The sequence below is a fragment of the Microcystis sp. M061S2 genome, assembly GCF_020245605.1.
Lineage (GTDB): Bacteria > Cyanobacteriota > Cyanobacteriia > Cyanobacteriales > Microcystaceae > Microcystis.
The window spans coordinates 78875-103826 of sequence record NZ_JADBUP010000018.1 but is presented as its reverse complement, the minus strand read 5'-3'; the positions used below and the strand labels follow the sequence as shown (position 1 = coordinate 103826).

Below are 24952 nucleotides of genomic sequence, written 5' to 3'. Positions count from 1 at the left end.
CAGTTAGCTGTTGAGATTCCAGAGTTAAATTTAAAATTAAAACTCAAAAATGTAACTTTAACAACAATTAGCAAAGCTCTTCCTAAAAAATATGTTTTGGTTGAATTTGTTGTGTTATATGATCCAATAGAAGCGAAGGAAGTCAGAGAAGAATATTCTGATAATCCTCAAATGCTTTTAGAATATCAACCCTACTTTCGTTATGTAGCGTTTGTTTTATCATCGGAAAATCCTGAGAATGTTCAGATGATTGAAATAGGAGGAAGAGATCGAATTAACAAGATGATTGCCAACTTTAGGTCTTCAATTATAGGAGAATATGAAGAACGTAACTTAGAGGTTATTTCTTCTCAAAAAAACGATAAGAAAAAGCAAAATAGCAGAGAAAGTGGAATTGCTTTGCGTAAAGCTGTCTTTGATCCTTTAGTAAAAAATCTTGGAGATTGTCAACATATATTTATCTCACCTGATGGAGACCTAACGCGCTTACCTTTTGAAATTTTACCAACAGATAATGGTCAACGATTAATTGACAATTATTCTATTAGTTATCTAAGTTCGAGTAAAGATATTCTGCGTTTTGGCTTTAAAACTGATAGACAAGCCACAGATGCAATCGTCATAGCTGATCCAGACTTTGATTATGGTCTAGGTCAACATTCATTGGCAATAGATAAAGAACTAAATTCTTCTGGAAGACAATCTCGTGATTTGGATTTAGAGAAGCTAGAATTTAAAAGACTAGATGGAACTCGTCAAGAAGGAATTGAAATTGCTTCTTTGCTAGGTGTAGAGCCTTGGTTAGCAGAAAAAGCAGTCCAAGAAAAACTAGAATCTATTACCTCTCCCCTAATTTTACATATTGCAACTCATGGTTTTTTTGTAGAAGATCAACCAGAAACATTTCATCAAGAACAATTATTGAGTGCAGGTAAATCGCCAATTACTCAACAAGAAAATCCTTTATTACGTTCAGGTTTAGCCTTTGCAGGAGCAAATTGGAAACAGAAACAGTTTCGTCCTCCTTCAGAAGTTGGCAATGGAATTCTAACGGCTGAGGAAGTTTCTAACCTAGACCTTTCAGAAACAGAATTAGTGGTTCTTTCAGCTTGTGAAACAGGGTTAGGAGATGTTCATCAGACAGGAGAAGGAGTTTTTGGGTTGAGACGAGCCTTTGTCTTAGCAGGAGCAAAAACACTGGTCATGAGTCTCTGGAAAGTTCCCGATCAACAGACACAAGAATTAATGACAGAATTTTATCGTCGTCTGTTGTGGGGTGAAGGACGTGGAGAAGCTTTACGCAATGCTCAGTTAGAAATGAGAAAAAAATATCCTGATCCTTATTATTGGGGTGCTTTTATCTGTCAAGGCGAAATCAGTTCTATTTTGCGTTAAATGTCTATACCTAAACTTTTCTCATATAAATATACTGGTGAATTCACACAGCTAAAATAGTGTAATAGATAAGCTCAACTAAGGAGATCAATCATGGGAAGAGGTAGGCGAGATAAAGTTCATCTGACAGTCGAACAAAGACAAAACTTTTAACAAATCAGTCGCAGAGGATTTGCCCTATACTCCCCTAGAGTGTGAGTGGGTCGCCCAAACCTGGAATGTGCCTCGCCAACGGCGGCTACAGGGGCGCACAGTCACCCCCGACTCTTATCTGCAATTGCTGAAACAAGTGCAGGCGTTGCTCTCCAGCCACCACGCCACCAGCCGCCCCGATGATCCCCTCAACTCCCACCTCGTCCTAGACGGGGAGCAAAAAGTCACCCTCCGGGATTTACTTAGTCCCCTGTGGCGTTTCCCCGAATTGTTGGAAGTGTTTCTCTCCTGTTGTGAAACCGGTCTCAGTTTTGCCACTTCCCGAGATGAAGAGGGAAACCTGCGACGGGAATTACTGGACGAACCCCTCAGCTTGGGTACAGGCTTTCTGCTGGGGGGCGCTCGTGCTGTGATTAGTAGTCATTGGGCGGTGGCTGATCTAGCGACGGCGCTGTTTTCCCGGGAGTACCATCGCGCACGGCGGGCCGGAGAGGAACGCTTAACGGCTCTATATCAGGCTCGTCAAGCGCTGCGGGAGACTTGCCAAAAAGACTGGCGGGACCGTTTAGATGCCGATTTGAAGCAGGCTTTCCAGACTTGGCAACAAATGCGCCAAACTAAGGATCCCAACGTCAATGCTGCTCAAGCCAATTATCAGAAAATCGGCGAATTGATCAAGTGGCTTGACGAATTTGCTCCCGATGCAGTGCCTTTTCAGGATTATCGTTACTGGGGGGCGTTCTACTGTCTGGGACTTCCTTAAAATTATGAATTATTTCCTTGTTGCAAGTAACGCACCACACCTATCCCTTGTTCCAAGGCTCTGCTTTGGAACATAATATCTAAGGCTCTGCCTTAAAGTCGTATTTAGAAAAACCGGAATTTTAGGGAACAGTTATCAGTAAACAGTTATCAGGTAGAACCTGAATCAAGCGTTCCCAGGTTCTACCTGGGAACGAGATAAATAAAAATCTCGCAGCTCCCCACTGCCAACGGTGGGGATTTTTGCTAGGGGTTAACGGACAGATAAAGAGCGATCGCCTCATCAAGAATAGCCGCGATCGTTTTGCCTTCCCTCTCGGCCTTTGCCCGGATAATCGGATCATGCTCCTTGAGAAGCCGCAGAGCAATCGTCTTACTCGATCGAATCCCAGGATATTGATTAATCCCAAGCGGATTGTGAACCGTGCCTTTAGGGACTCCTTTACCAGCCATATTTTTACCTGAAAATCTTTAACACATTCCATACTAACACGGCTAAAAAAAATGTTGATTATTCCTTGCTGACGTGCTATAATAAATCTTATCAAACCAAAAGCAAAGCGAGGGCAAATGAAGAGCCACCGAACCGGACATAAGCGCGAGAGCCTAATCGGTGGTAATCCCATTATAACTACCCCACCCACCCCCAAAAAACCAAACCATCGAATGACTCGATCAATTCCCTAACTCGATCAAATAATCCCACTAACCCAAGCGCAAAAATCATGAACTGCCCACAATGCCAATCCTCAGAAATTTATAGAAAAAGCCTCGAAAGCCTTAACATTTACTGCGATCACTGCGGCCACCAATGGCAAGCGGAACAAGTAAAAAAATCTCTGGCAACGGCACAGAAGCGAAAAAAAGCTATCCCCGCCACCTACTAAATATCGATGTGTATATATGCCCAAGCGATCAAAATAAATACTCTTTTGCCATCAACAACGGCAATGGGATCGCGGCTTTTTACGAATTTGAATCAGACCCATATTTAAGCGGATGCTATGACTCGATCGAGGAAGCATTAGAATGTAGTGGACTGTTTCAGTTACTATTTTCTTGCACTAACATCAGATTTTAACAGGTCAAAAGCCCTATTTTAAAAGGGTTTTACCATTATTCAGCAGACCCTAATTAGGATAAACTCGCCCTTTCCAACCTCCCCCTTGACCGCGCCAATAACGCAGGGCAGAATCGACGGTCATTAAACTATAAAAGAGGGCAATTAGTGGTAAAGTTAAAGCCCGCAGGGGGGATAATTTATATAGTCTTAAAGTCGGGCTATAGGAAAGGGCTATTAGTAATAAAGTGACGGTGCTAATTATAATAATTGATGTTTCTTTTAAGACCAATCCCCAGATTAAGCCCAAGGGGGCGGCTAAATAGGTTAAAAACATCCCGAAAATTGTGCCAATTAACCAAAGTGTTGAGTAATTTAGTTGTGTAAATGCGGTGCGGGCTACCATATTCCAAATGCTGGCTAAATCCGGATAGGGACGGAGACTATAGGTGCTTTCTGTTAATCCTAACCAGATGGAATTCTCGGTATTTTCGGGGTGATTTTGCAGATATTTTTTAACCGCAATCGCCAAAGAACAATCATCGATCAAAGCTTGTTTAAGAATCTCAATACCGCCAATTTTTTCTAGGATATCTCGGCGAATTAAAATGCACCCCCCGGCGGCGGCTGCTATCGGGGAATTAGGATTATTAACTAGGGGAAAAGGATAGAGTTTCTCGAAGAAAAAAACAAAGGCAGGAATAAGAAATTTTTCCCAAAAACTGTCACAGCGTAGCAACACCATCAGGGAAACTAAAGCTTGTTTTTCCTGTACTGCTTTAGTAACTAATTGGGTTAAATTATCTGGCGCGTGGGCAATATCGGCATCGGTGAAGAGAAAATAATCGGGTGCAAATTTCTCGGTAGCCTCTGTTATTCCCTGTTTCATTGCCCATAATTTACCCGTCCATCCTATCTCTAAAGCTTGGCCAGAAATAATAGTTATCTGGTCAGATTTATGAGATTGATCGGCAATTTCTTGAGCAACTGTTCCCGTGTCATCACTGCTTTTATCGTCAATTAAAATAATCGAAAATTCTCCTTGATAATCTTGGTTAAAGAGGGAGGTTAAACTGATGGGTAAAACGTCGGCTTCGTTTCGTGCGGGGATAATTGCCGAGACTTTTGGATAATTTTTTAAAGGAGAAGTGACAGGATTAATTTTTTGGTTAGATAACCAAAATTGTCCCCTGGCTAAGATTAAATATAACCAAATTATCAGCGATAGGAAAGTAACTAATAATAAGAAAAATGTCATAAGCTAGTCGGCTTTCGATGAGAGAATGGGGAACAGTTTAAAAAGAGTATCAAATTTAGATGGACAACAGCTTAACCAGTTTGGGGTTTAACAGAGGGCGATTTAGGGTAAAATAAAAGCAAGTTAGCAAGACTAGGCGAGGGAGTAAATCATGGATTATGATGTCGTAATTATTGGGGGTGGACCGGCGGGAGGTCACTGTGGTAGATTATTAAGTGAAAAAGGTTATCGTGTTCTTTTGGTGGAACAACATTCTAGTTGGCAAGATAATAATTTTTCTAGTGCCGCTTCTCCCCTAGAAATTTTAGAACAATTCAATCTCCCCGAAACCGTGGTGGCTAGGTTTTGGAAAAATATCGAAATCATCTCCACCAGCATACATCATTTTTGGTCATCACCGCAACCTTTAGGGGTAGTTTTTGATTTTGCCAAGTTGCGAGAGTTTTTAGCCGCAGAAGTGCTGCGTTGGGGGGGAGAAGTTCGTTTAGGTTGTCGTTATCTGAAATATCAACAGATGGAGGATCAGCTAACTGTTTTCTTGAAATCAAAAGGCGAGGAAATCGAGACAGTTACTACTCGTTTATTGGTTGATGCCACGGGATATGCTAGAGCAGTTATGTATAAACACAGACGAGAAAAACCTGATTTTCTAAAAGCAGTGGGCATTGAATATTTAATTACTGTGCCAGAAGTAGATTATCAAAAATATCAAGATAATTTAGTGTTTTTTCTAGGTCATAAATGGAGTCCTAAAGGTTATGGCTGGATTTTTCCTATGGATAACCAGCAATTAAAAATAGGAGCGGCTTGGTTAGAGGGAGAACATCCTTATATTGATGAAGTTAAGCCTTTAAAAAGTTATATTACACAAATTATTCAAACCTACATAAATCTCTCTAAATATGATATAATCGACATCCATGGGTCTATTTTAGAATATTCGCTCAATCTGCAAGATATTTATTATCAAGAACCGAATATTATAGCGATTGGTGATGCTGTTTCTACGGTTAACTTTTTAGGAGGGGAAGGTATTCGCTATGCTATGAAAGGAGCCGAAATTGCTTGTCAATACATGGAGGAATATTTACAGGGAAAATCGAGTAGTTTTGCCGCTTATCAACAGAGGATGCAAGAATATTTTCAACCAAAATGGAATTTATCCGATCGCCTCAGTCGCAAAGTTTATTTAGAATATAGTGATGCGCGTATAGATCAAGGAGTATCCTATCTCAAGTATCTTTCCACTCAGGATATAATCGACATTTTATTTTACTACAAATTTGAAAAATACACAAAAGGGTTAGGAGGATTTCTGCTGGGGAAATTACGTCAATGGTGGCACCGAATTTTCCCTAGTCAAAAACCTGAGTAAATAGGCTAGGATAAAGCTAAGGAAACAATATTGGTAAAGACCGTGAGTAAGTTTATTCGCTACAGTACAATTATCACTCTGCTGGGCATTTTAGCAGCCTGTAGTGGCAATCCTGCCCTAGAAAATCGTCTGGCTGCCGATCCTAATCTACAAACAAATCCCATACCAGAAAACTCTCCTAATAACCAGCAATTACCCGCAAATTTTCCCGCAGAAATTCCTCGATATAGTCAATCAAAATTATTATCCGTGCAGACAAATCCTGATAATACCGGTGGGCAAACTCGTTGGCAATCCAACGATCCCAGCAATGCGATCGAGGCTTTTTATCAACAGGAATTAGTGAATAATAATTGGGAAATTATCACTCCCTTTTCTGGGGAAGGAGTCAATAGTACATTGACAGCCCGTCGAGATAATTTAGAATTAACTATTACCATAACTGCCACTTCTCCCAATACCGAATATAGCCTCGATTATCGTCCAACGGGAACCCCGATTGCTTCCCCTAGTCCCTCCCCGATTGCTTCCCCCTTACCCAATCTTAATCCCACCAGTTTTAACGATCTCGAATCCTTACCTAATACCTTAAAGAGCCACATTCAAGACTTAGCTAGATTAGGAGTATTAACAGGTAATAACAATCAGTTTAACCCTAATGATACAATAACGCGCCGAGAATTTGCTCGCTGGTTGTTACAGGCTAATAATGCCATTTATGCTAATGTAGCGGGTAAACAAATCCGTTTAGCTACTCCCAATAGTTCCCCAGCTTTTAGTGATGTTAAAAATAACGATCCCGATTATATTTATATTCAAGGATTAGCGGAAGCGGGGTTAATTCCCTCTCCCTTAACGGGAGATAGTAGCACCCTTTTATTCCGTCCCAATGCTCCTTTAACCCGGGAAGATTTAATCGCTTGGAAAGTGCCATTAGATATTAGAAAAGCTTTACCGAGCGCCAATCTCGATACGATTAAAAATACTTGGGGTTTTCAGGATACTAATAAAATTAACCCGCAGCTGGTGCGCGCTCTTTATGCCGATTTTCAAAATGCCGAACAAGCCAATATTCGGCGAGTTTTTGGTTTTACTACCTTATTTCAGCCAAAAAGACCGGTAACTCGCGCTGAAGCTGCCGCTACTTTATGGTATTTTGGTTTTCAGGGTGATGGAGTTTCCGCTGCCGATGCTTTGCAGGGTCAAGATACACAACAGAGTGGGGTTAATTAAAATTTGTCCATAAAAATTAAGGGTGTGTCAGGAAAATACAGGCACTATTTTTGACATTTCTTCATATCTATTCAGAAAAATTAACAAAGGATTCTTGACCCTGCAGCTGGGGTAATATTTTATTCTAAAGATATAACTCTGCTGCAGGGGATTTTGTTGCTGACTTCCGCTGCTATTAAAATTATGACCCATCAAACTCTCAAACTCGCCGGGATGAGTTGCGCTGGTTGTGCTGATTCGATCGAACGGATAATTAAATCTATCCCCGGAGTGATTCGATGTCAAGTTAATTTTGGCATGGAACAGGTGGATGTGGACTATGATCCCAAGCGTACCGATCTTAACACTATTCAAGCAAAAGTTAGGGACGCTGGTTTCCAAGCTACACCGATAACGGAAATTAATCTCGAATCCAGGCCAGAAAAAGAACTTCTCACTAAACTATCGATCGCTATTGTTATTAGTATTATACTTTTTATCGGTTCTTTGCCGATGATGACGGGTTTATCTCTATCTTTTATTCCCCACTGGTTACACGCTCCCTTATTCCAATTAATTCTCGCTACTCCCGTCCAATTTTGGTGTGGTCAAAGTTTTTATAAAAATGCTTGGAAAGCTTTTAAAAACCGCACTGCCACCATGGACACTTTAGTAGTTTTGGGAACCAGTGCCGCCTATTTTTATTCCTTGTTTTCAACCTTTAAGAGCGATTTTATCGAAAAACAGGGGTTTGATTCCCATGTCTATTACGAAGCATCAGCTATCGTCATTACTCTGATTTTACTCGGTCGTTTCCTCGAAAAACGTGCCAGAAAAGAAACGGCCGCCGCTATTAAACAATTAATGGGATTACAGGCCAAAACTGCTAGGGTGATTAGGGAAGAACAGACGCTAGATCTACCGATCGAAGAGGTGAAAGTGGGAGATATAATTTTAGTGCGTCCGGGGGAAAAAATTCCCGTCGATGGCATAATTATCCAAGGCAGTTCTAGCATTGATGAATCGATGGTGACAGGGGAAAGTTTACCCGTGCGAAAAACCGTCAATCAACAGGTAATCGGTGCGACAATTAATAAAACCGGTAGCCTACAAATGCAAGCGTTACGGGTGGGAAAAGATACGGTTTTAGCTCAGATTGTTCGATTAGTGCAAACCGCGCAAGCATCAAAAGCACCTATACAAAGATTAGTCGATCGAGTGACCGCTTATTTTGTGCCGGTGGTGATGATTATTGCGGTAATAACTTTCTTATTTTGGATTCTCCGCACGGGTAATCTCACCCTCGCTTTGATTACAATGGTGGAAGTCCTAATTATCGCTTGTCCCTGTGCGCTAGGATTAGCTACACCCACCTCGATTATGGTGGGAACAGGACAGGGAGCAAAACAGGGAATTTTAATTAAAAATGCCGAAAGTTTAGAATTAGCCCAGGGTATTACTACTATTGTCCTCGATAAAACGGGAACTCTCACCCAGGGGAAACCAACGGTGACGGACTTCTTGACTCGCGAGGGGGTGAGGGATGGACGAGAATTATCGCTGCTGCAGTTAGTCGTATCGGTGGAGAATCATTCTGAACACCCGCTAGGAGAAGCAATAGTTAGATATGGGCAGTTAAACCAGATTAAAACTCTAGAAGTAAGCGAATTTGACTCAATAACTGGGTCAGGAGTGCAGGGAAAAGTCGGGTCAGATTTCGTGCAAATCGGTACACAACAATGGTTAGAAAGTCAAGGGATCGAAACAAAAGTTCTTAAAAAAGTCGCCCACGATTGGGAATGGCAGAAAAAAACCGTGGCTTGGATAGCGGTTAACGAGCGTTTAGAGGGGTTGATCGCCATTTCCGACGTTTTAAAACCTTTTTCTTCTTCAGTGGTCGCCAAGCTCAAAAAAATGGGCTTAGAGGTGATGATGATGACGGGGGACAACCTCGAAACCGCAGAAGCGATCGCCAGCGAGTTGGGTATCCGGCGCTTTTTTGCCGCACTCCGTCCCCAACAAAAAGCCGAAAAAATCGAATATTTGCAGAAAAAAGGGAAAATAGTCGCCATGGTTGGAGATGGCATCAATGATGCGATCGCATTGGCGCAAGCGGACTTAGGTATTGCCATTGGCACGGGGACCGATGTAGCGATCGCCGCCAGCGATATAACCTTAATTTCGGGAGATTTACAGGGAATTGTGACTGCTATTGAGTTAAGTCGGGCAACAATGCGAAATATCAAAGAAAATCTCTTTTTTGCTTTTATTTATAACCTGATTGCCATTCCCATCGCTGCTGGAATCCTCTATCCTTTTCTGCTCAATCCGATTATTGCCGGTGCTGCCATGGCTTTAAGTTCCCTTTCCGTGGTGACGAATGCCTTGCGATTGCGTCGAGTTCATCCCAGGGTGGGGGGATAATTTTCGTTAACAATTCTTAAGGAAAAACCAGAAAAATTAGCTGTACGGGGGATGATACCGTAGAAAAGGCAATAGAATAATCATCCTGATATGACTGACTCCCCTGAAATACCTTATTTATTACGCGCTGCCAAAGGAGAAATCTTACCCCGTCCTCCCGTGTGGATGATGAGACAAGCAGGACGTTATATGCAGATTTATCGGGAATTGCGGGATAAATACCCCAGTTTTCGGGAAAGATCGGAAAATGCCGATTTAGCGATCGAAATCTCCCTGCAACCCTGGCGCGCTTTTCAACCGGATGGGGTGATCATGTTCTCCGATATCCTCACTCCCCTAGCGGGAATCGGTATTCCCTTTGATATTATCGAAAGTAAGGGGCCGATTATCGATTCTCCCATTCGTACTCAAGCGCAGGTGGACCAACTTAATCCCCTCGATCCCGATCAGTCTTTACCTTTTATCAAAACGATTTTAAAAACCCTGCGTCAAGAGGTGGGAAATAAATCCACTGTCCTCGGTTTTGTCGGCGCGCCTTGGACTTTAGCAGCCTATGCAGTGGAAGGGAAAGGTTCTAAAAGTTATTCTGTGATTAAAGGGATGGCTTTTTCGGAACCCTCGGTACTGCACCAATTTTTAGATAAATTAGCGGATATGATTGCCACCTATGTCCGTTATCAAATTGATTGTGGGGCGCAAGTGGTACAAATGTTCGATTCTTGGGCGGGTCAATTAACTCCCCAAGATTACGATGTTTTTGCCTTACCCTATCAACAAAAAGTAGTTCGTTTGGTGAAAGAAACCCATCCCGATACACCCTTAATTCTCTACATTAGTGGCAGTGCCGGCGTTTTGGAAAGAATGGGTAAATCGGGGGTTGATATTATTAGCGTCGATTGGACCGTCGATATGGCGGAAGCGAGACAGCGTTTAGGTAAATCGATGATGGTTCAAGGTAATATCGATCCGGGGGTTTTATTCGGTTCCCAGCCCTTTATTCGCGAGCGGATTATTGATACTATTCGTAAAGCTGGTAATCAAGGTCATATTCTTAATTTAGGTCATGGTGTTTTGGTGGGAACTCCTGAAGATAACGTGCGTTTCTTCTTTGAAACCGCTAAAGGATTTAGTTATCAATAAAGTTACTCAGGGAACAGGGGATGGGGAAATGGGGAAATGGGGGGATTCAACTAATACCCCAAAACCCTAAAACCCCAACACCGGTTTTTACTTTTTACTTTTGACTTTCACACTGTCCCCTAAATTCTGCCGTATCAATTAAAATAATGAAAAAGATATTTCTAACGGGTGTGAGTGGCTGTATTGGGCATTATATCGCTGAGATTTTACTGGAAAATCCTGACTATGAAGTATATTTTTTAGTGCGTAATCCAGAGAAGTTAAAATTTACTTACCAAGGGCGATCAAATGTTCATATACTTTTAGGCGATATGGAAAATATTGGGGTATATGCGGAGCTTTTAAAAACAATGAATATAGCGGTTTTAATCGCTACCAGTTGGGGAGGAGAGGAGGAAAGTTATCAGATTAATGTGGTAAAAACCCTAGAATTAATTAGTTATTTAGATGCTCAAATCTGCGAGAAAGTCCTCTACTTTTCCACTGCCAGCATTCTCAATCAAAATAATCAACCTTTGCCCGAAGCTGGGGAGATAGGAACTAATTATATCCGCACTAAATATATTTGTTATAGTAAATTTACTGACCTAGAAATTGCCGATAAAATTATCACTTTATACCCCACTTTTGTCTTAGGTGGTGACGAAAATAAACCCTATTCTCATATCTATGGCGGTTTACCGGATGTGTTGAAATATATCGGTTTAGTGCGTTGGTTTCAAGCTGATGGCAGTTTTCATTTTATCCATGCCAAAGATATAGCTCAAGTGGTGAATTATTTAATCGAAAATCCCGCACCAGAAAGCAAAATTGTCCTAGGCAATCAACGGACAACAGCTAACCAAGCAGTGGAGGAAATCTGCACTTATTTAAACAAAAAAATCTACTTTCGCATTCCTTTATCTTTAACCATTGCTAACTTTTTTATCAAAGTTTTTAACTTGCAGATGGAACCATGGGATCGTTTTGCCATGAATTATCGCCACTTCACCCACGTTAAAACCTATACTGCTGCCGATTTTGGTTTAAAAAACTATTGTTCCACCCTTGATGATGTTTTAACCTTGCGAGGAATTCCCCGGGGTTGATCATAGACTAATCTTGAAATTGTCTAGCATGAAATTGAGCGTAACGACCATTAAGATTTAATAACTCCTCGTGATTACCCACCTCGATAATTTCACCCTTTTCTAAGACTAAAATACGGTTAGCTTTTCTGACAGTTGCTAATCGGTGAGCAATAACAAATACCGTGCGCTCCGTCATAATTCTTTCTAAAGCTTCCTGCACTAAAGCTTCCGATTCCGAATCGAGCGCTGAAGTCGCTTCATCTAAGATTAAAATTCTCGGATTAGATAAAACCGCTCGCGCGATGGCGATTCTTTGTCTTTGTCCACCCGATAAATTAACACCCCTTTCTCCCACATAGGTATAGTAACCCTGAGAAAGTTCACCGATAAATTGATGAGCGTTGGCAATTTTTGCCGCTTTTTCTACCTCTTGCAGATTAAAATCTCCCTGGCCAAAAGCGATATTTTGGGCTATAGTGCCAGAAAAGAGAATATTTTCCTGCAAAACTACGCCAATTTGTCGCCGGAGACTTTTTAAAGTCACATCACGAATATCCACCCCATCGATTAAAATCTTGCCGGCAGTGGGGTCATAAAAACGCAATAAAAGATTAACTAAAGTGGTTTTTCCCGCTCCCGATGCTCCCACTAAAGCAATCATTTCGCCAGCGTGTGCAGTAAAATTAATATTTTTTAAAACCTGTCTGTCCTCATTGTAAGAAAAATTTACTTGACAATATTCAACTTCTTTGCTATGGAGTGACAGATCGATCGCGTTGGGTTTTTCGGTAATTGTTGGCAAAATAGCTAACAATTCAAAAATCCGATCCATGGAGGCTTGACCCTGTTTAAATTGATTATAATTACTGGTAATATGGGCGATGGGATCGATTAACATAGCCACCGCCGCCACATAACTAACAAACTCAACACCAGTTAAATTCTTTTGGGAAATTTGCCAACCCGCAAGGAAGAATAAAAAGATAACTCCCATCGCTTGCAAAAATCCCACCACGACGTATTGTAAAGCTTTGGTGGATTCTGATAGGTATTGAGCGCGGCGATTTTCCTCCGCTTCTTGGGCAAAAAGCTGGGTTTGATAATCTTCAGCTGCGAAAGCTTGCACCACACGAATACCGCCAAAAACTTCGGTTAATAACGAAGAAAGATTAGATATTTTCGCTTGGGCGCGACGAGCATATTGTAATAATTTTTCACCAAAAAATCCCACCAAAACTCCCAACAAAGGAGCGATAATAATGACAGCGATCGTCAATTGCCAGTTAACAATAAACATATAGGCAAAGACGACAATTAACTGTAAGGCTGAGGGGATAAAATCATGGAAAAATTTGTTAATTACTTCCCCAATGCGATCAATATCTTCCGTTAAACGATAGGATAAATCACCAGTTTTGGCAGTTTCAAAGTAATTTAAACCGAGGGTTTGCAGGTGAGCATAAACTTTTTTTCTTAATTCGAGGGCAATTTTTAAAGAAGCTTTTGCCATCAGGGAATCTTGCCCATACTGAGACATTCCCCGCAGTAAAAAAACCACTGCCCCCACCCCCGAAAGTGTCGCCAATGCTTGCACATTTCCCTCGCCGATATATCTGGCCATTTGTCCAGCTAACCAAGCTAAAATCGGCCAAAATACCGTAAATCCGATCGTACAGATAAACGCCAAAATAATTGTTTGGGTTTGGGGACGGAGATAGGGAATGAGGTTCCAATAACTAGAGCGAGATTTCAAAATAATTTAGTGCCTTTAAATATGTAGGTAGGTGTTAAAAACTGTCGGCACCCCCCTTATTAAGGGGGGATTAAGGGGGGATCAAAGGCAAAATCTATCTTCTCTTCAATTATAACTACTTACTTATTAAGTATTCCTGCAAAATTAATTTGCTAGTCGAGATAGGAGACAGTTATCAGTTATCAGATTTGAGTTTTAAGTCAGCAGTATTAAATAGAAGTTTCCTGCTGTCTTTTCACTGTTTACTGTTTACTGATCACTGATTACTGTTTAGACAGTCTTGCACTTTGACCAGAGGGTTAGTCAGAGAGATAATTAACTTGGCTTAGGTACTGAAGAAAAGGGGATTAACTAACAAATTTGCTTAAGGGGTTAATCGGGGGGTAGAGACGTTTGTAGTCCACGTCCCTACGATATTTTCCAATAATACAAAGTTATTCTGGGATTAAACCGCCACCGCTTGATGAATGTAGCCTAATTCCGTCAATTTGTTCCAGACTTTGGCGACACTTTCCTCTAAAGTCTCTAAATCGGTGCGGCATTCCACTTCTGGGTTAAAAGGTGGTTCATAGGGATCATCAATTCCCGTAAAAGACTTGATTTCGCCAGCACGCGCTCTTTTATATAATCCTTTCACATCGCGGGCCTCACAGACGTTTAAGGGAGCATTCACGAAAACTTCGACAAAATTGCCGATTTTTTCCCGTACTTCCTCGCGAATCTCACGATAGGGAGAAATAGCCGAAACTAGGACAATCACACCGTGACGGGTGAGCAAATTAGACACAAAACCAATGCGACGGATATTTTCATCGCGATCCTCTTTACTAAATCCTAAACCTTTGGTGAGGTTCGTCCGTACTACATCGCCATCGAGAACTTCAATGGAATAGCCTTCAGCGATTAATTTTGCCTGTAATGCCTCGGTAATCGTGCTTTTCCCCGCACCGCTCAATCCCGTTAACCAAACCGTCACGCCGCCTTGTTTCATAGCAATCATTAATAATACTTAAATCCTGTTTAGCGTACCATATCTCAGTAATCAGTGATCAGGAGTCAGGAGTCAGGAGTCAGGAGATAGGAGATTATTTTATTTATTCTCCCTTCTCCGGTGCTCCCTGCTCCCCAATTCATAATTCATAATTCATAATTCATAATTCCCACACCCCACACCCCACTTCCCCAACCTGATTGAAACAAACAACCTGTCACCACGATCACTGATAATGTATGTTGAGTTACTGTCTTGAATAAGGTAATGTTTAAGAAATTCCCCCCTCACACCCCGCTCATTCTTGGACTAGGTTCTGGGGTTGCGCTTTTTACTCTCACCAGTCTCTTTCTCTTTCACCCGAAAATTCTCCCTTGGCTCGATCGCAATAGTGCCTCGCTTCCTAGCCAAGATCCTAACCAACCCTCTGCCGTGGTTGATAGCGTTTCCTTACCACAAACCGAGCGAGATGTCAAGTTAAAAGATGTTGCCGATGCCAATGCACCCTCTTTAGATCGTAGTCGCGCCCGCTATCTCCTGGCTATGGATTTATTGAGAAAATATGAAGGGGGTCCGGCTTTAAAACAATTAGAAGGCTTAGAAAAACAATATCCTGTCCTCGCTCCCCAGATTCTCCTCAAACAGGGACGCGCCTACGAATTAAGCAACGATAGTGAAAGAGCGCGAGAAATTTGGCAAAAATTACTGGAAACCTATCCCCAATCGCCCGTAGTGGCGGAAGCTTACTACTCTTTGGGCAAATACGACCCCAGTTATCATGAGAAATTGCTCAAGGAATACCCCCGACACCCGCGTACTTTGGCTTTAATTCGCCAACGTCTTCAAGAAAATCCCGATCAATTTCCCCTATGGTTGCAGTTAGCCAAGGCTAATCCTTTTGATCCTACCCTCAATCAAGCCCGCGATCGTTTGGTGAAAGACTACGCCGAGCAGTTAACTCCGGCGGATTGGGCAATGATTGGGGCCGGTTATTGGCAGTCGGGATTGTACGAAAAAGCCTATAAAGCCTATGCTCAAGCCACTCCTAGCCCCGAGCAAGCCTATCGTTACGCTCGCGGGCTACAAATTGCCAAAAAACTGCCAGAAGCTCGCAGCGCTTACCAAAAATTAATTAAAACCTATCCCCAGGCCCCAGAAACCGGTTTAGGATTACTGCGACTCGCCCAAATTTCTCCTAACCGCGATGCTATAGCATATCTCGATCGCATTGTCAAGCAATTTCCCGATCGCGCTCCGGAAGCTTTGGAAGCGAAAGCCAAATTACTGGACTCAACTAATGCCCAGGCCGCTAGTCAAACATGGCAGACTTTATTAAATAAATACCCAAAATCCGACGAAGCCGCCGATTATCGCTGGTTAATAGCCCAAAGAGCCGCTAAATCCGGTGATTACGCCAAGGCGTGGCAGTGGGCGCAGCCAATTGCGGTTAATAATCCCGATAGTCAAACTGCCCCGAAAGCGGCCTTTTGGGTGGGAAAATGGGCGCAAAAACTCGGCAAAAACCAAGAAGCAAAAGAAGCTTTTACCTACACTATTTCTCGTTATCCCCATTCCTATTATGCTTGGCGCTCGGCGGTTTTATTAGGTTGGGACGTGGGGGATTTTACCACTGTCCGCTCCTATAATCCTACCACCGTCAAACCCGCCACTCGTAACGATCCCCCCGCCGGTTCGGAAGCTTTCAAGGAATTATATCGAATTGGTGAAGATACGGACGCTTGGAATCTCTGGCAAGCAGAAATTGTCGATCCTTGGAATTTAACCGTTGACGAACAATTTAACCTCGGTTTATATAAACTCTCTCGCAATCAAAATTTAGAAGGAATTAACCTGATTTGGCGCTTGCGAGAAAGAGATACCCCGGAGGAAAGGGAAGCATGGAAAGCCCTGCGACAAAATGATAAATACTGGCACGCTTTATTCCCTTTCCCCTACTACGATACCATCCTGCAATGGTCAAAAGATAGACAATTAAATCCCCTGCTAGTGACGGCTTTAATCCGGCAAGAATCCCGCTTTGAAAAAGAAATTCGTTCTCCTGTGGGGGCAGTGGGATTAATGCAAATTATGCCCGATACGGGTAAATATATCGCGGGTAATACTGGCAATAAAAGTTATTCTTTAACTAATCCCGAAGATAACATTATGATGGGGACATGGTATCTCGATTATACCCACGATAAATTCGCCGGAAATTCACTTTTTGCCGTGGCTAGTTATAACGCCGGACCTGGGGCAGTTTCCAAATGGAAACAGCGTTTCGATTTTAGCGATCACGATGAATTTGTCGAGAATATTCCCTTTAGAGAAACTAAGGGTTATATAGAATCGGTGTTTGGTAATTATTGGAATTATCTCCAGATTTATAACCCCGAAATTCAAGAGCAAATGAACAGAATTGCTAACCCTTCCTAGGGAATTGATGGGGATGGGTAATTAACTCATTCCCTTACTAACTTTTTTCTTGATTATGCAATCATTTAACTGGCAAACCGTCGATCGAGATTCTCCTTTTACTCGCCTAGATTTTCGGACAAAATTAACCATGATGATCGTGGTTACTCTCATCGCTTTTACCTGGGAAAGTCCCCTCGCTGGCGGTTTACTAACTCTTATTGTCGCTTTAGCTTGTCTCTGGGCGGGGGTAAAATGGTCTTATCTCCTCACCATTTTTAAATTCATGGCTCCTTTTTATCTATTCTTATTAATTACCATGGGATTTTTTAATGTGGAACAGGTAAAAACTTTAACGGGAAAAACTGAATTAACTCCCTTATTAACTGTCGGTTCTGCTCAAATGACTGTCGAGGGAACCCTCTACGGTTTAAATGTGATCTTTAAAACTCTCACCATGGTTTTAATTATTCCTCTCGCTATTTTTACCACTGATATAAATCAGATGATGGTGAGTTTAACTAAAGCCAGAATTCCCTACAAAATAGTCTTTATCTTTTCCTCTACCCTGCGTTTATTTCCTCTCCTAGTAGAAGAATCCCGATCAATTATTTCTGCTCAAAGATTACGAGGATTAGCAATAGAAAAAATGGGTTGGTTACAAAAAGGAAAAATTTACGCTTCTATCGCTGTACCTTTAATTTTAAACGCTATGGCTAAATCGCAAAAATTAGAGGTAGTTCTACAAGCTAAAGCTTTCTCTGGTGATCCCGATCGCACATTTTTACAGGAATCAATCTTAACCAATAAAGACTATTTATTAATTATTGGCTTTCTATTTTTATTGGTTTTGGCAATCATTCTCTATGTAAAATTCGGGGTGGGAAAATTTGCCTGGTTGTTTTAAGCTCAATGCCTATTGTATAGCTCGATCGATCTGAGTATATAAAGCTTCTAAATCCCCGGAATTGTCTAAAACAATATCAGCTAAGGCAATTTTTTCGGCTAAAGGCATTTGATTATTAATCCGAGCGATCGCTTGTTCTCTAGTTAAGTTATTTCTAGTCGTTAAGCGTTGAATTTGTTGCTCGAAACTGCATGAAACCACCCAAATCTCTGTGACTAAATGGGTTAGTTTGGCTTCCAATAATAAAGGAACAGAAAAAACAACTATCGGGGCTTCTAACTGCTCTAAATGCCGCTTAAAACATTCTCTAACGTAGGGATGAATCTGACTTTCTAACCAGATTTTTTCCTCGGGATTATTAAAAATAATCTCTCCTAACTGTTGGCGATTAAGGGAATTATCCTCAGTTTTAACTTTTCTGCCATAACGCTGAAAAATTCTCTCTAAAATTGCCGAACCTTTTTCCACTGCTTCCCGGGCATAAATATCCGCATCAAGGACAGGAATTTTGTAGATATTTTCTAAATAATTGGAAACCGTGGATTTACCACAGGCTATTCCCCCTGTTAACCCGATAATTCTTCTTGACATAAATTATTAAATTGCTAATCTCAATTAAGGTGCGTTACGCGCTCGCTAACACACCCCAAAGTTATAAACTCTCTATCTGTTTTAAAACTCTTGCTTGTACTTGTTGATAGGCAGTTTCCACATCTCCTAAATCGCGACGAAAACGATCCTTATCGAGAATGCGCGCTTGAGCATCCTCTTGGGTTTTATCCCAGAGACGACAGGTATCGGGGCTAATTTCATCACCTAGATAAATTTTGCCCGTTTTATCAACTCCAAATTCTAACTTAAAATCGACGAGAATAATCTGGCACTTATCAAAAAATTCTTGTAGATATTGATTGATTTGCAGGGCTAAATCTCGTAACTGATTGACTTGCTCCTCGCTGGCAATATCGATCACTTTTATGCGATCGGGCGTTAACAAAGGATCGCCCAAAGCGTCATCCTTGAGGTAAAATTCTACAAGAGGAAAAGGTAAAACTTTCCCCTCCTTTAATCCCGTTTGCTTGCACAAACTCCCGGCGGCAATATTTCTGACTACTACTTCCAAGGGAATGATTTTAATCGCCTTGACGCGCATTTCCCTAGAACTAGGGCGATCAATATAATGGGTAGGTATTCCTAGGGATTCTAACCATTGAAATAGGGCAGTGGAGACAGTACAGTTAATTTCCCCTTTGCCGACAATTTGCCCGCGTTTTTGGGCATTAAAAGCCGTGGCATCGTCTTTGTAATAAGTGAGGAGAATATCGGGATCATCGGTTTGATAGAGAATTTTGGCCTTACCTTCATAGAGTTTTTCCATAGTTATCATCCTCGGCAATTGATAAACAAAAATCGATGGTTAATCAGATAGCGGCAGCAGTAAATTTTGGCGATCAACTTAGACAAAAAATTTATATCATCGGGGAGATGATTGTTGAAAAAAATAATGTATAATTGCTGCTTAAAGATAACTGTCAACATTTTGCGACCGAATCTTAACCTATAGCCAAAAAGTGTCACGATCCCCAGGGTCAACTTTTGGCGAATCGGCCCAGTTTTTACTTAAATCCCCAATGATAGCCAACAACTGATATTATCTCCCATTCCCATTACCGAAAAATCTAAAGAAATTCCGCAAAATTACCCGCCGTCGCCCTATGAATCAGAATCCTCCTAACGATGATAACCCAAATCTCCCCGATCGCCGCAAGGAGGATTTTCTCTATCCTCGCGCCCCCTACTATGGAGAATTTAAGCCGGAGAATTTGCTATTTAACGCCAATTTACAGGAATTTGCCCAAAAAGTCAGTTTTATTTGTAATCTGGAAACGGGGGGCAAAATCAGTTCTCTAGAAGCCTATCAAAAAATTAAAGCCCTCTGGAAAGACTTAAAACAGAGCAAAAAAGGCCTAGGCATTGGGGAAAATCCCTTTCAAAAAGATGATGATACCTAAAGGATAATCAGGAAAAATCTCCTCGCTTTAAGTAGTCGTGCAAAATAAATTTCCTAGTGAAGATAGGCAAGAGGCAAGAGGCAATAGGCAAAAGCTTTATCGAAATGTGTAATTAATTTTGCTTAGGTACTTATCAAAAATACTGGGACAGAAATATTTTCTGTCCCCATAGAATTAGATAAGCAAACGCTTAAAAATTACCGTGATTTTGGATGGCAGTTTCTAATTTTGCCACCACTTCCTCGACGCTAATTACTCCTAAATCGCCCGTGGCACGGGTGCGAATACTTAAACTATTAGTTTCCATTTCCTTTGCCCCCACCACTGCCATCACGGGGATTTTTTCAGTTTCAGCATTGCGAATCATTTTAGCCAAACGTTCGCCACTGGTATCGGTTTCGGCGCGAATTCCTAACAATTGCATTTTCGCTGTCACCTCTTTAGCGTAATCTAATTGAGTATCACTAACCGGTAATAATCGTATCTGGACAGGGGCTAACCAAAGAGGAAAATCTCCCGCGTATTCTTCGATTAAAATACCGATTAAACGTTCCAAAGAACCAAAAGGTGCGCGATGAATCATCACCGGACGTTTACGATTACCATCTTCGGCAACGTATTCTAGTTCAAAACGTTCGGGTAAATTATAATCTACCTGTACCGTTCCTAACTGCCATTCTCTTTCGAGGGCATCTTGGAAAATAAAGTCTAATTTTGGACCATAAAAAGCCGCTTCTCCGGGGGCTTCAAAATAATCCATCCCCAAAGTTTGCACCGCTTTTCTAATCGCTGATTCTGCCTTTTCCCAAGCTTCATCGGAACCGATATACTTATCCGATTCGGGGTCACGAAAACTCAATCGCGCCTTAAAATTCTTTAATTGTAAACTCTTAAACACCGTCAAAATTAAATCAACAACGCTTAAAAATTCCTTGTCTAATTGTTCGGGAGTGACAAACAAATGGGAATCATCGACGGTAAAACCGCGAACTCTAGTTAATCCTCCCAATTCTCCCGATTGTTCGTAACGATAAACTGTCCCGAATTCCGCCAAACGCATCGGCAATTCCCGATAGGATCTCAAATCACTTTTATAGATTTGAATATGAAAAGGACAGTTCATCGGTTTGAGCACAAATCCTATTTCCTTACTAGCAGATTCCTCATCGTCTGCCATCATGGGAAACATATCTTCTTTGTACTTTTGCCAGTGACCGGAAATTTTAAACAAATCGACGCGAGCAATATGGGGAGTAACTACGGGTAAATAACCGCGTTTTAACTGTTCTTTTTTGAGAAAATCTTCTAACAAAGAACGAATTAAAGTTCCTTTCGGTGTCCATAAAGGCAACCCCGGTCCGACAGAATCAGAGAAAATAAATAAACCTAATTCTTTGCCTAATTTCCGATGGTCGCGTTTGAGGGCTTCTTGTTTGCGGCGCTTGTATTCGGCTAATTGTTGGGGATTTTCCCAAGCTGTGCCATAAATGCGCTGTAATTGGGCTTTATTCTCATCTCCGCGCCAATAAGCACCCGCTACCGTCTCTAATTCGATCGCTTTCGGGTCTAGTTCAATTGTATTATCTAGGTGCGGACCGGCGCACAAATCCCACCAAGCGTCACCAAGATGATAAAGGGTGATGGGTTCTTGAATTCCCGCCAGAATTTCCAGCTTATAGACCTCATTAATCGCTTTAATGCGCTTTTCCGCCTCTTCCCGAGAAACTTGCTCGCGAATCACCGGCAGTTTTTTATTGATAATTTTGACCATCTCTTTTTTGATGTCCTTGAGATCCTTATCGGTAAAAGGTTCCGGCACATCAAAATCGTAGTAAAATCCGGTTTCAGTCCAAGGCCCGATAGTAACTTGGGCTTTCGGGAATAATTTCTGCACCGCCATCGCCATCACATGGGAGGTGGTGTGACGAATTCGCTTGAGGTGGTCGGATTCGCTGGTTTTCGGTAGTTTAATCGGGGCTTGGTTATCCATATCTCTTGAATTTACACCTTCTCTATTCTCTATTTTAATAGTAAAAGGAGTCTTTAGTCAGGAAAAAAATCAAGATAGATATCAATGCCATTTCCCCCCATCTCTAACCTCTAAACCCTCATCTCTATTTCCCGATGAAAAAACTAATTTTATCCTGTTTATTTTTGGGATTGGTTGCTTGTAATGCTTCGGTTAATACCACCGATAACCAAAAACCCAAGGTAATCTCCACTAGCACAATTATCGCCGATTTAACCGCACGAGTGGGCGGTGAAGAAATTGACCATCAAGACATTTTAAAACCGGGGGATGATCCTCACGTTTATGAACCAGTTCCCGCCGATAGTGTGGCTTTAGAAAAAGCCGATTTAATTCTCTATAACGGTTATAATCTCGAACCGGGGTTAATTAAAATGATCAATTCTACGGCAGTTAAAGCTAAAAAAGTGGCTGTGGGAGAAGCCATTACACCTTTACAACTGGAAAAAGAGGGGCAGAAAGTACCCGATCCCCATGTTTGGGGTTCGGCTAAAAATGGGATAATCATGGTGGAGAAAATCCGAGATCAATTGATGGAATTAAGTCCCGAAGATAAAGAGATTTTTACTGAAAATGCCGCCCAATTAATCAGGGAATTAGAAAATCTTGATCGCTGGATTACTGCTGCTATTAAAACTATCCCCCCTTCCCAAAGGCAATTAGTCACCACTCATGACGCTTTTCAGTATTATGCTCATGCCTATGGTTTAAAAGTTGCAGGAACTTTAATTGGCATTAGTACCGAAGAACAACCTAGCGCCCAAACGGTGAAAAATCTAGCCGATGCTATTAAAAATCTCCAGGTTGCTGCTATCTTTGCCGAGACGACTATTAATCCCGCTTTAATTACCACTGTAGCGGAAGAAGCGGGGGTGAAATTAGCACCACAACAATTATATTCTGATTCGATCGGTGCGGTGGGTACTAGAGGGGATAGTTATGTAAAAATGCTCAGGGAAAATACTCGCTCGATCGTGGAATCTTTAGGAGGAAAAGTACCTCAAGAAGGTCAATAGACCTCTTGTAAAAATCAAAAAATTGTCCTTAGAGTCAGGAGTTAGGAAGGCAGAAATACCGACAATCAGCAATTATCGGTGACTTTTAGATGATGACAAATGGATCAGCAGCTGCCTGTAAGCATCCCACCGAAAAGCTAATGCGCGGGGGGTTTGGGGGCGGCGCCACGCCCCCAACGGGGGGTTTGGGGGGTAGAACCCCCCAAAAGCTTGGATTGAGGGAAAAAATCGAAAGTAATGCCCGACTTTAGCAGAGAGTTTCCCCTTAAAAATCCCAACTTAGTAGATTTACAAAGCGGGGTTTATTTCCCAAATCCTTTACCGCGATTGACAGCAGGTAAACTGAGACAATTGTTAATCTGTTCTTTTAGGGTTTCATGATCGAGATTTTGACCGATAAGAACTAGCTGATTTTTCGGACTACCTTTCCATTCGTCATCTTCGAGAGTGAAACGTTTACCACTGAGGTGGAAAATATGACGTTTAGGACTTTCATCAAACCAGAGAATCCCCTTAGCGCGGAAAACGCTTTCCGGTAACTGATTATCGAGGAAATATTGGAACTTCCGAATCGAAAAAGGTTGGTCACTAGCAAAGGAAATAGAAGTAAATCCATCCACCTCTAAATGATTGGAATGGTCGTGATGATCATGATCGTGATCGTGGTGGTGATCATGGTCGTGATCATGATCGCAATGGTCGTGATCGTGGTGATGATGATCGTGGTGTTCTTCTTCTGTGTCGAAATATTTATCCGATTCAAATAGTCCGACGCTGAGAATTAAGGGTAAAGGGACTTGACTTTTGCTAGTACGAATAATTCTCGCTCCTTCCTTCATGTCCCGGATTCTTATTTCTAAAGAATCCACATCCCCTTCATCCACTAGATCGGTTTTATTGAGAACAATAATATCACCGTAGGTGATTTGACTTAAGGCCGCTTGCGAGTTGAATAAATCGAGACTGAAATTGGCACAATCCACCATAGTGACAATGGAATCTAAACGGGTCATTTCCCGTAATTCTGTACCTAAAAAGGTTAAAGCTACCGGTAAAGGATCGGCTAATCCCGTGGTTTCTACGACTAAATAATCGATTTTTTCGGGACGTTCGAGAACTTTATAAACCGCTTGAATTAAATCCTCGTTAATTGTGCAGCAAATACAGCCATTATTTAATTCTACCATGCTGTCATCACTGCTGATAATCAGTTCGTTATCGATACCGATTTCACCGAATTCATTGACAAGAACAGCAGTTTTTAAACCCTGTTGATTGCTGAGAATATGATTGAGGAGAGTAGTCTTACCACTACCAAGAAACCCAGTAATAATTGTTACTGGAAGACCTTTTTTTGGCACTGACATCGTGTTAATAGCTTCTGATTCGACGGTTTGCATAATGATTTGGGGGTGAGTATTCTGTCACTAAAAAGCGATTTTTCGGGATGAGATAGCTAGTTTTTCTCGATCAAACAGTCTCCACTCGATCGCCGACTATTTTTATTGTAGATATTTTTGGACCACATCCCATCCTGTTAGGGTAACAAAAAGAAAACCCAGAAACAATAAAAGATTAGTGCCGATGTGGAGAGACCGCGCTAGAGGTGGACGAGTTGTAATGTTCAGGCCGCTAATTGCCGAAACAAAAACCAGAAAAACCACCGATAAACCCGCTATCAGGTGGGAAGAGTGGCCTAAACTGCCATAATGACCGATTGTTCCCACTAATCCGATTCCCAGCAGAATTAAGACCAAAGCAACCATGATCAGGCCGCTGAGGAGATGAAAGGGTCTTAACCATTTCGGTCGAGATTGGCCCGCGAGTCGTCGATAACCCATGTTTACCCCCGAAACCGCTAGTAAAAAATAGGCAAAGAGGGTAAATCCCATCGACCAAGCGGCAATTTTCCATAACCAGAGAAAGGAAGGGAGATTCATAGGGGGGGGATTATTGTTAGCAAGGAAAGGGACGACCGAT

General features: G+C 41.7%; 20 protein-coding genes and 1 pseudogene. 12 read left to right on the top strand and 9 right to left on the bottom strand.

The window, feature by feature from the left end; translation table 11 throughout:
• The first annotated feature begins 96 nt into the window (after nucleotides 1-96).
• Both IM475_RS03540 and IM475_RS03535 read left to right on the top strand, forming a co-directional pair.
• Nucleotides 97-1395, top strand: a complete 1299-nt coding sequence (locus IM475_RS03540; protein ID WP_287726706.1) for a CHAT domain-containing protein — start codon at nucleotides 97-99, stop codon at nucleotides 1393-1395.
• A gap of 154 nt (nucleotides 1396-1549) precedes the next feature.
• Nucleotides 1550-2311 (top strand): annotated as a pseudogene (locus IM475_RS03535) (CHAT domain-containing protein); the annotation flags it as partial.
• A gap of 245 nt (nucleotides 2312-2556) precedes the next feature.
• Here the strand turns inward: IM475_RS03535 and IM475_RS03530 are convergent.
• A complete protein-coding gene (locus tag IM475_RS03530; RefSeq protein WP_287726705.1) occupies nucleotides 2557-2763 on the bottom strand; it encodes a hypothetical protein in 207 nt (68 codons plus the stop codon).
• A gap of 272 nt (nucleotides 2764-3035) precedes the next feature.
• On the opposite strand from IM475_RS03530, the gene IM475_RS03525 reads away from it, so the two are divergent.
• Entirely contained in the window at nucleotides 3036-3197 is a 162-nt protein-coding gene (locus IM475_RS03525; RefSeq protein ID WP_106908260.1) for a hypothetical protein, read from the top strand.
• Nucleotides 3198-3440: 243 nt separating this feature from the next.
• On the opposite strand, the gene IM475_RS03520 is transcribed toward IM475_RS03525, so the two are convergent.
• Nucleotides 3441-4628 (bottom strand): glycosyltransferase, encoded by a 1188-nt coding sequence (locus IM475_RS03520; protein ID WP_287726704.1) that lies wholly within the window; start codon nucleotides 4626-4628, stop codon nucleotides 3441-3443.
• A 151-nt stretch (nucleotides 4629-4779) separates the two neighbouring features.
• Between IM475_RS03520 and IM475_RS03515 the strand changes: the two genes are divergently transcribed.
• The 5 genes from IM475_RS03515 to IM475_RS03495 all read left to right on the top strand — a co-directional run bounded on the left by IM475_RS03515 (nucleotide 4780) and on the right by IM475_RS03495 (nucleotide 11867).
• Complete coding sequence (locus IM475_RS03515; RefSeq protein WP_287656799.1) at nucleotides 4780-6003, top strand: NAD(P)/FAD-dependent oxidoreductase; 1224 nt, start codon at nucleotides 4780-4782, stop codon at nucleotides 6001-6003.
• Between the two features lie 30 nt (nucleotides 6004-6033).
• Nucleotides 6034-7236, top strand: coding sequence for an S-layer homology domain-containing protein (locus IM475_RS03510; protein ID WP_287726703.1), 1203 nt, complete (start codon nucleotides 6034-6036; stop codon nucleotides 7234-7236).
• A gap of 183 nt (nucleotides 7237-7419) precedes the next feature.
• On the top strand, nucleotides 7420-9639 hold the full coding sequence (locus tag IM475_RS03505; protein WP_287726702.1) for a heavy metal translocating P-type ATPase: 2220 nt from the start codon (nucleotides 7420-7422) through the stop codon (nucleotides 9637-9639).
• A gap of 90 nt (nucleotides 9640-9729) precedes the next feature.
• Nucleotides 9730-10779 carry a uroporphyrinogen decarboxylase gene (gene hemE, locus IM475_RS03500; RefSeq protein ID WP_287637046.1) on the top strand — a complete coding sequence of 350 codons (1050 nt, stop codon included), beginning with the start codon at nucleotides 9730-9732 and terminating at the stop codon, nucleotides 10777-10779.
• Nucleotides 10780-10925: 146 nt separating this feature from the next.
• Nucleotides 10926-11867 (top strand): NAD-dependent epimerase/dehydratase family protein, encoded by a 942-nt coding sequence (locus IM475_RS03495; RefSeq protein WP_287726701.1) that lies wholly within the window; start codon nucleotides 10926-10928, stop codon nucleotides 11865-11867.
• A 7-nt stretch (nucleotides 11868-11874) separates the two neighbouring features.
• Here the strand turns inward: IM475_RS03495 and IM475_RS03490 are convergent, their stop codons facing one another.
• Both IM475_RS03490 and cysC read right to left on the bottom strand, forming a co-directional pair.
• Complete coding sequence (locus IM475_RS03490) at nucleotides 11875-13602, bottom strand: ABC transporter ATP-binding protein (protein WP_287726700.1); 1728 nt, start codon at nucleotides 13600-13602, stop codon at nucleotides 11875-11877.
• 445 nt (nucleotides 13603-14047) lie between these two features.
• A complete protein-coding gene (gene cysC, locus IM475_RS03485; RefSeq protein ID WP_287656813.1) occupies nucleotides 14048-14593 on the bottom strand; it encodes an adenylyl-sulfate kinase in 546 nt (181 codons plus the stop codon).
• 267 nt (nucleotides 14594-14860) lie between these two features.
• On the opposite strand from cysC, the gene IM475_RS03480 reads away from it, so the two are divergent.
• Both IM475_RS03480 and IM475_RS03475 read left to right on the top strand, forming a co-directional pair.
• Nucleotides 14861-17029, top strand: a complete 2169-nt coding sequence (locus IM475_RS03480) for a lytic transglycosylase domain-containing protein (RefSeq protein WP_287726699.1) — start codon at nucleotides 14861-14863, stop codon at nucleotides 17027-17029.
• Nucleotides 17030-17084: 55 nt separating this feature from the next.
• Nucleotides 17085-17915 (top strand): energy-coupling factor transporter transmembrane component T family protein, encoded by an 831-nt coding sequence (locus IM475_RS03475; RefSeq protein WP_287726698.1) that lies wholly within the window; start codon nucleotides 17085-17087, stop codon nucleotides 17913-17915.
• 9 nt (nucleotides 17916-17924) lie between these two features.
• Here the strand turns inward: IM475_RS03475 and coaE are convergent, their stop codons facing one another.
• A complete protein-coding gene (coaE, locus tag IM475_RS03470; protein WP_287726697.1) occupies nucleotides 17925-18506 on the bottom strand; it encodes a dephospho-CoA kinase in 582 nt (193 codons plus the stop codon).
• A 61-nt stretch (nucleotides 18507-18567) separates the two neighbouring features.
• Nucleotides 18568-19293 carry a phosphoribosylaminoimidazolesuccinocarboxamide synthase gene (gene purC / locus IM475_RS03465; protein ID WP_287726696.1) on the bottom strand — a complete coding sequence of 242 codons (726 nt, stop codon included), beginning with the start codon at nucleotides 19291-19293 and terminating at the stop codon, nucleotides 18568-18570.
• 337 nt (nucleotides 19294-19630) lie between these two features.
• Here purC and IM475_RS03460 point away from each other — a divergent pair, with 337 nt between their 5' ends.
• On the top strand, nucleotides 19631-19927 hold the full coding sequence (locus IM475_RS03460) for a DUF7219 family protein (RefSeq protein WP_002743720.1): 297 nt from the start codon (nucleotides 19631-19633) through the stop codon (nucleotides 19925-19927).
• Between the two features lie 190 nt (nucleotides 19928-20117).
• On the opposite strand, the gene thrS is transcribed toward IM475_RS03460, so the two are convergent.
• Entirely contained in the window at nucleotides 20118-21917 is a 1800-nt protein-coding gene (gene thrS / locus IM475_RS03455; protein WP_287726695.1) for a threonine--tRNA ligase, read from the bottom strand.
• 134 nt (nucleotides 21918-22051) lie between these two features.
• On the opposite strand from thrS, the gene IM475_RS03450 reads away from it, so the two are divergent.
• Complete coding sequence (locus tag IM475_RS03450) at nucleotides 22052-22972, top strand: metal ABC transporter solute-binding protein, Zn/Mn family (RefSeq protein ID WP_287726694.1); 921 nt, start codon at nucleotides 22052-22054, stop codon at nucleotides 22970-22972.
• Between the two features lie 302 nt (nucleotides 22973-23274).
• On the opposite strand, the gene IM475_RS03445 is transcribed toward IM475_RS03450, so the two are convergent.
• Both IM475_RS03445 and IM475_RS03440 read right to left on the bottom strand, forming a co-directional pair.
• Nucleotides 23275-24372 (bottom strand): CobW family GTP-binding protein, encoded by a 1098-nt coding sequence (locus IM475_RS03445; protein ID WP_287726693.1) that lies wholly within the window; start codon nucleotides 24370-24372, stop codon nucleotides 23275-23277.
• Between the two features lie 102 nt (nucleotides 24373-24474).
• Nucleotides 24475-24912, bottom strand: coding sequence for a DUF4079 domain-containing protein (locus tag IM475_RS03440; protein WP_045362843.1), 438 nt, complete (start codon nucleotides 24910-24912; stop codon nucleotides 24475-24477).
• Between the last annotated feature and the right edge of the window lie 40 nt (nucleotides 24913-24952).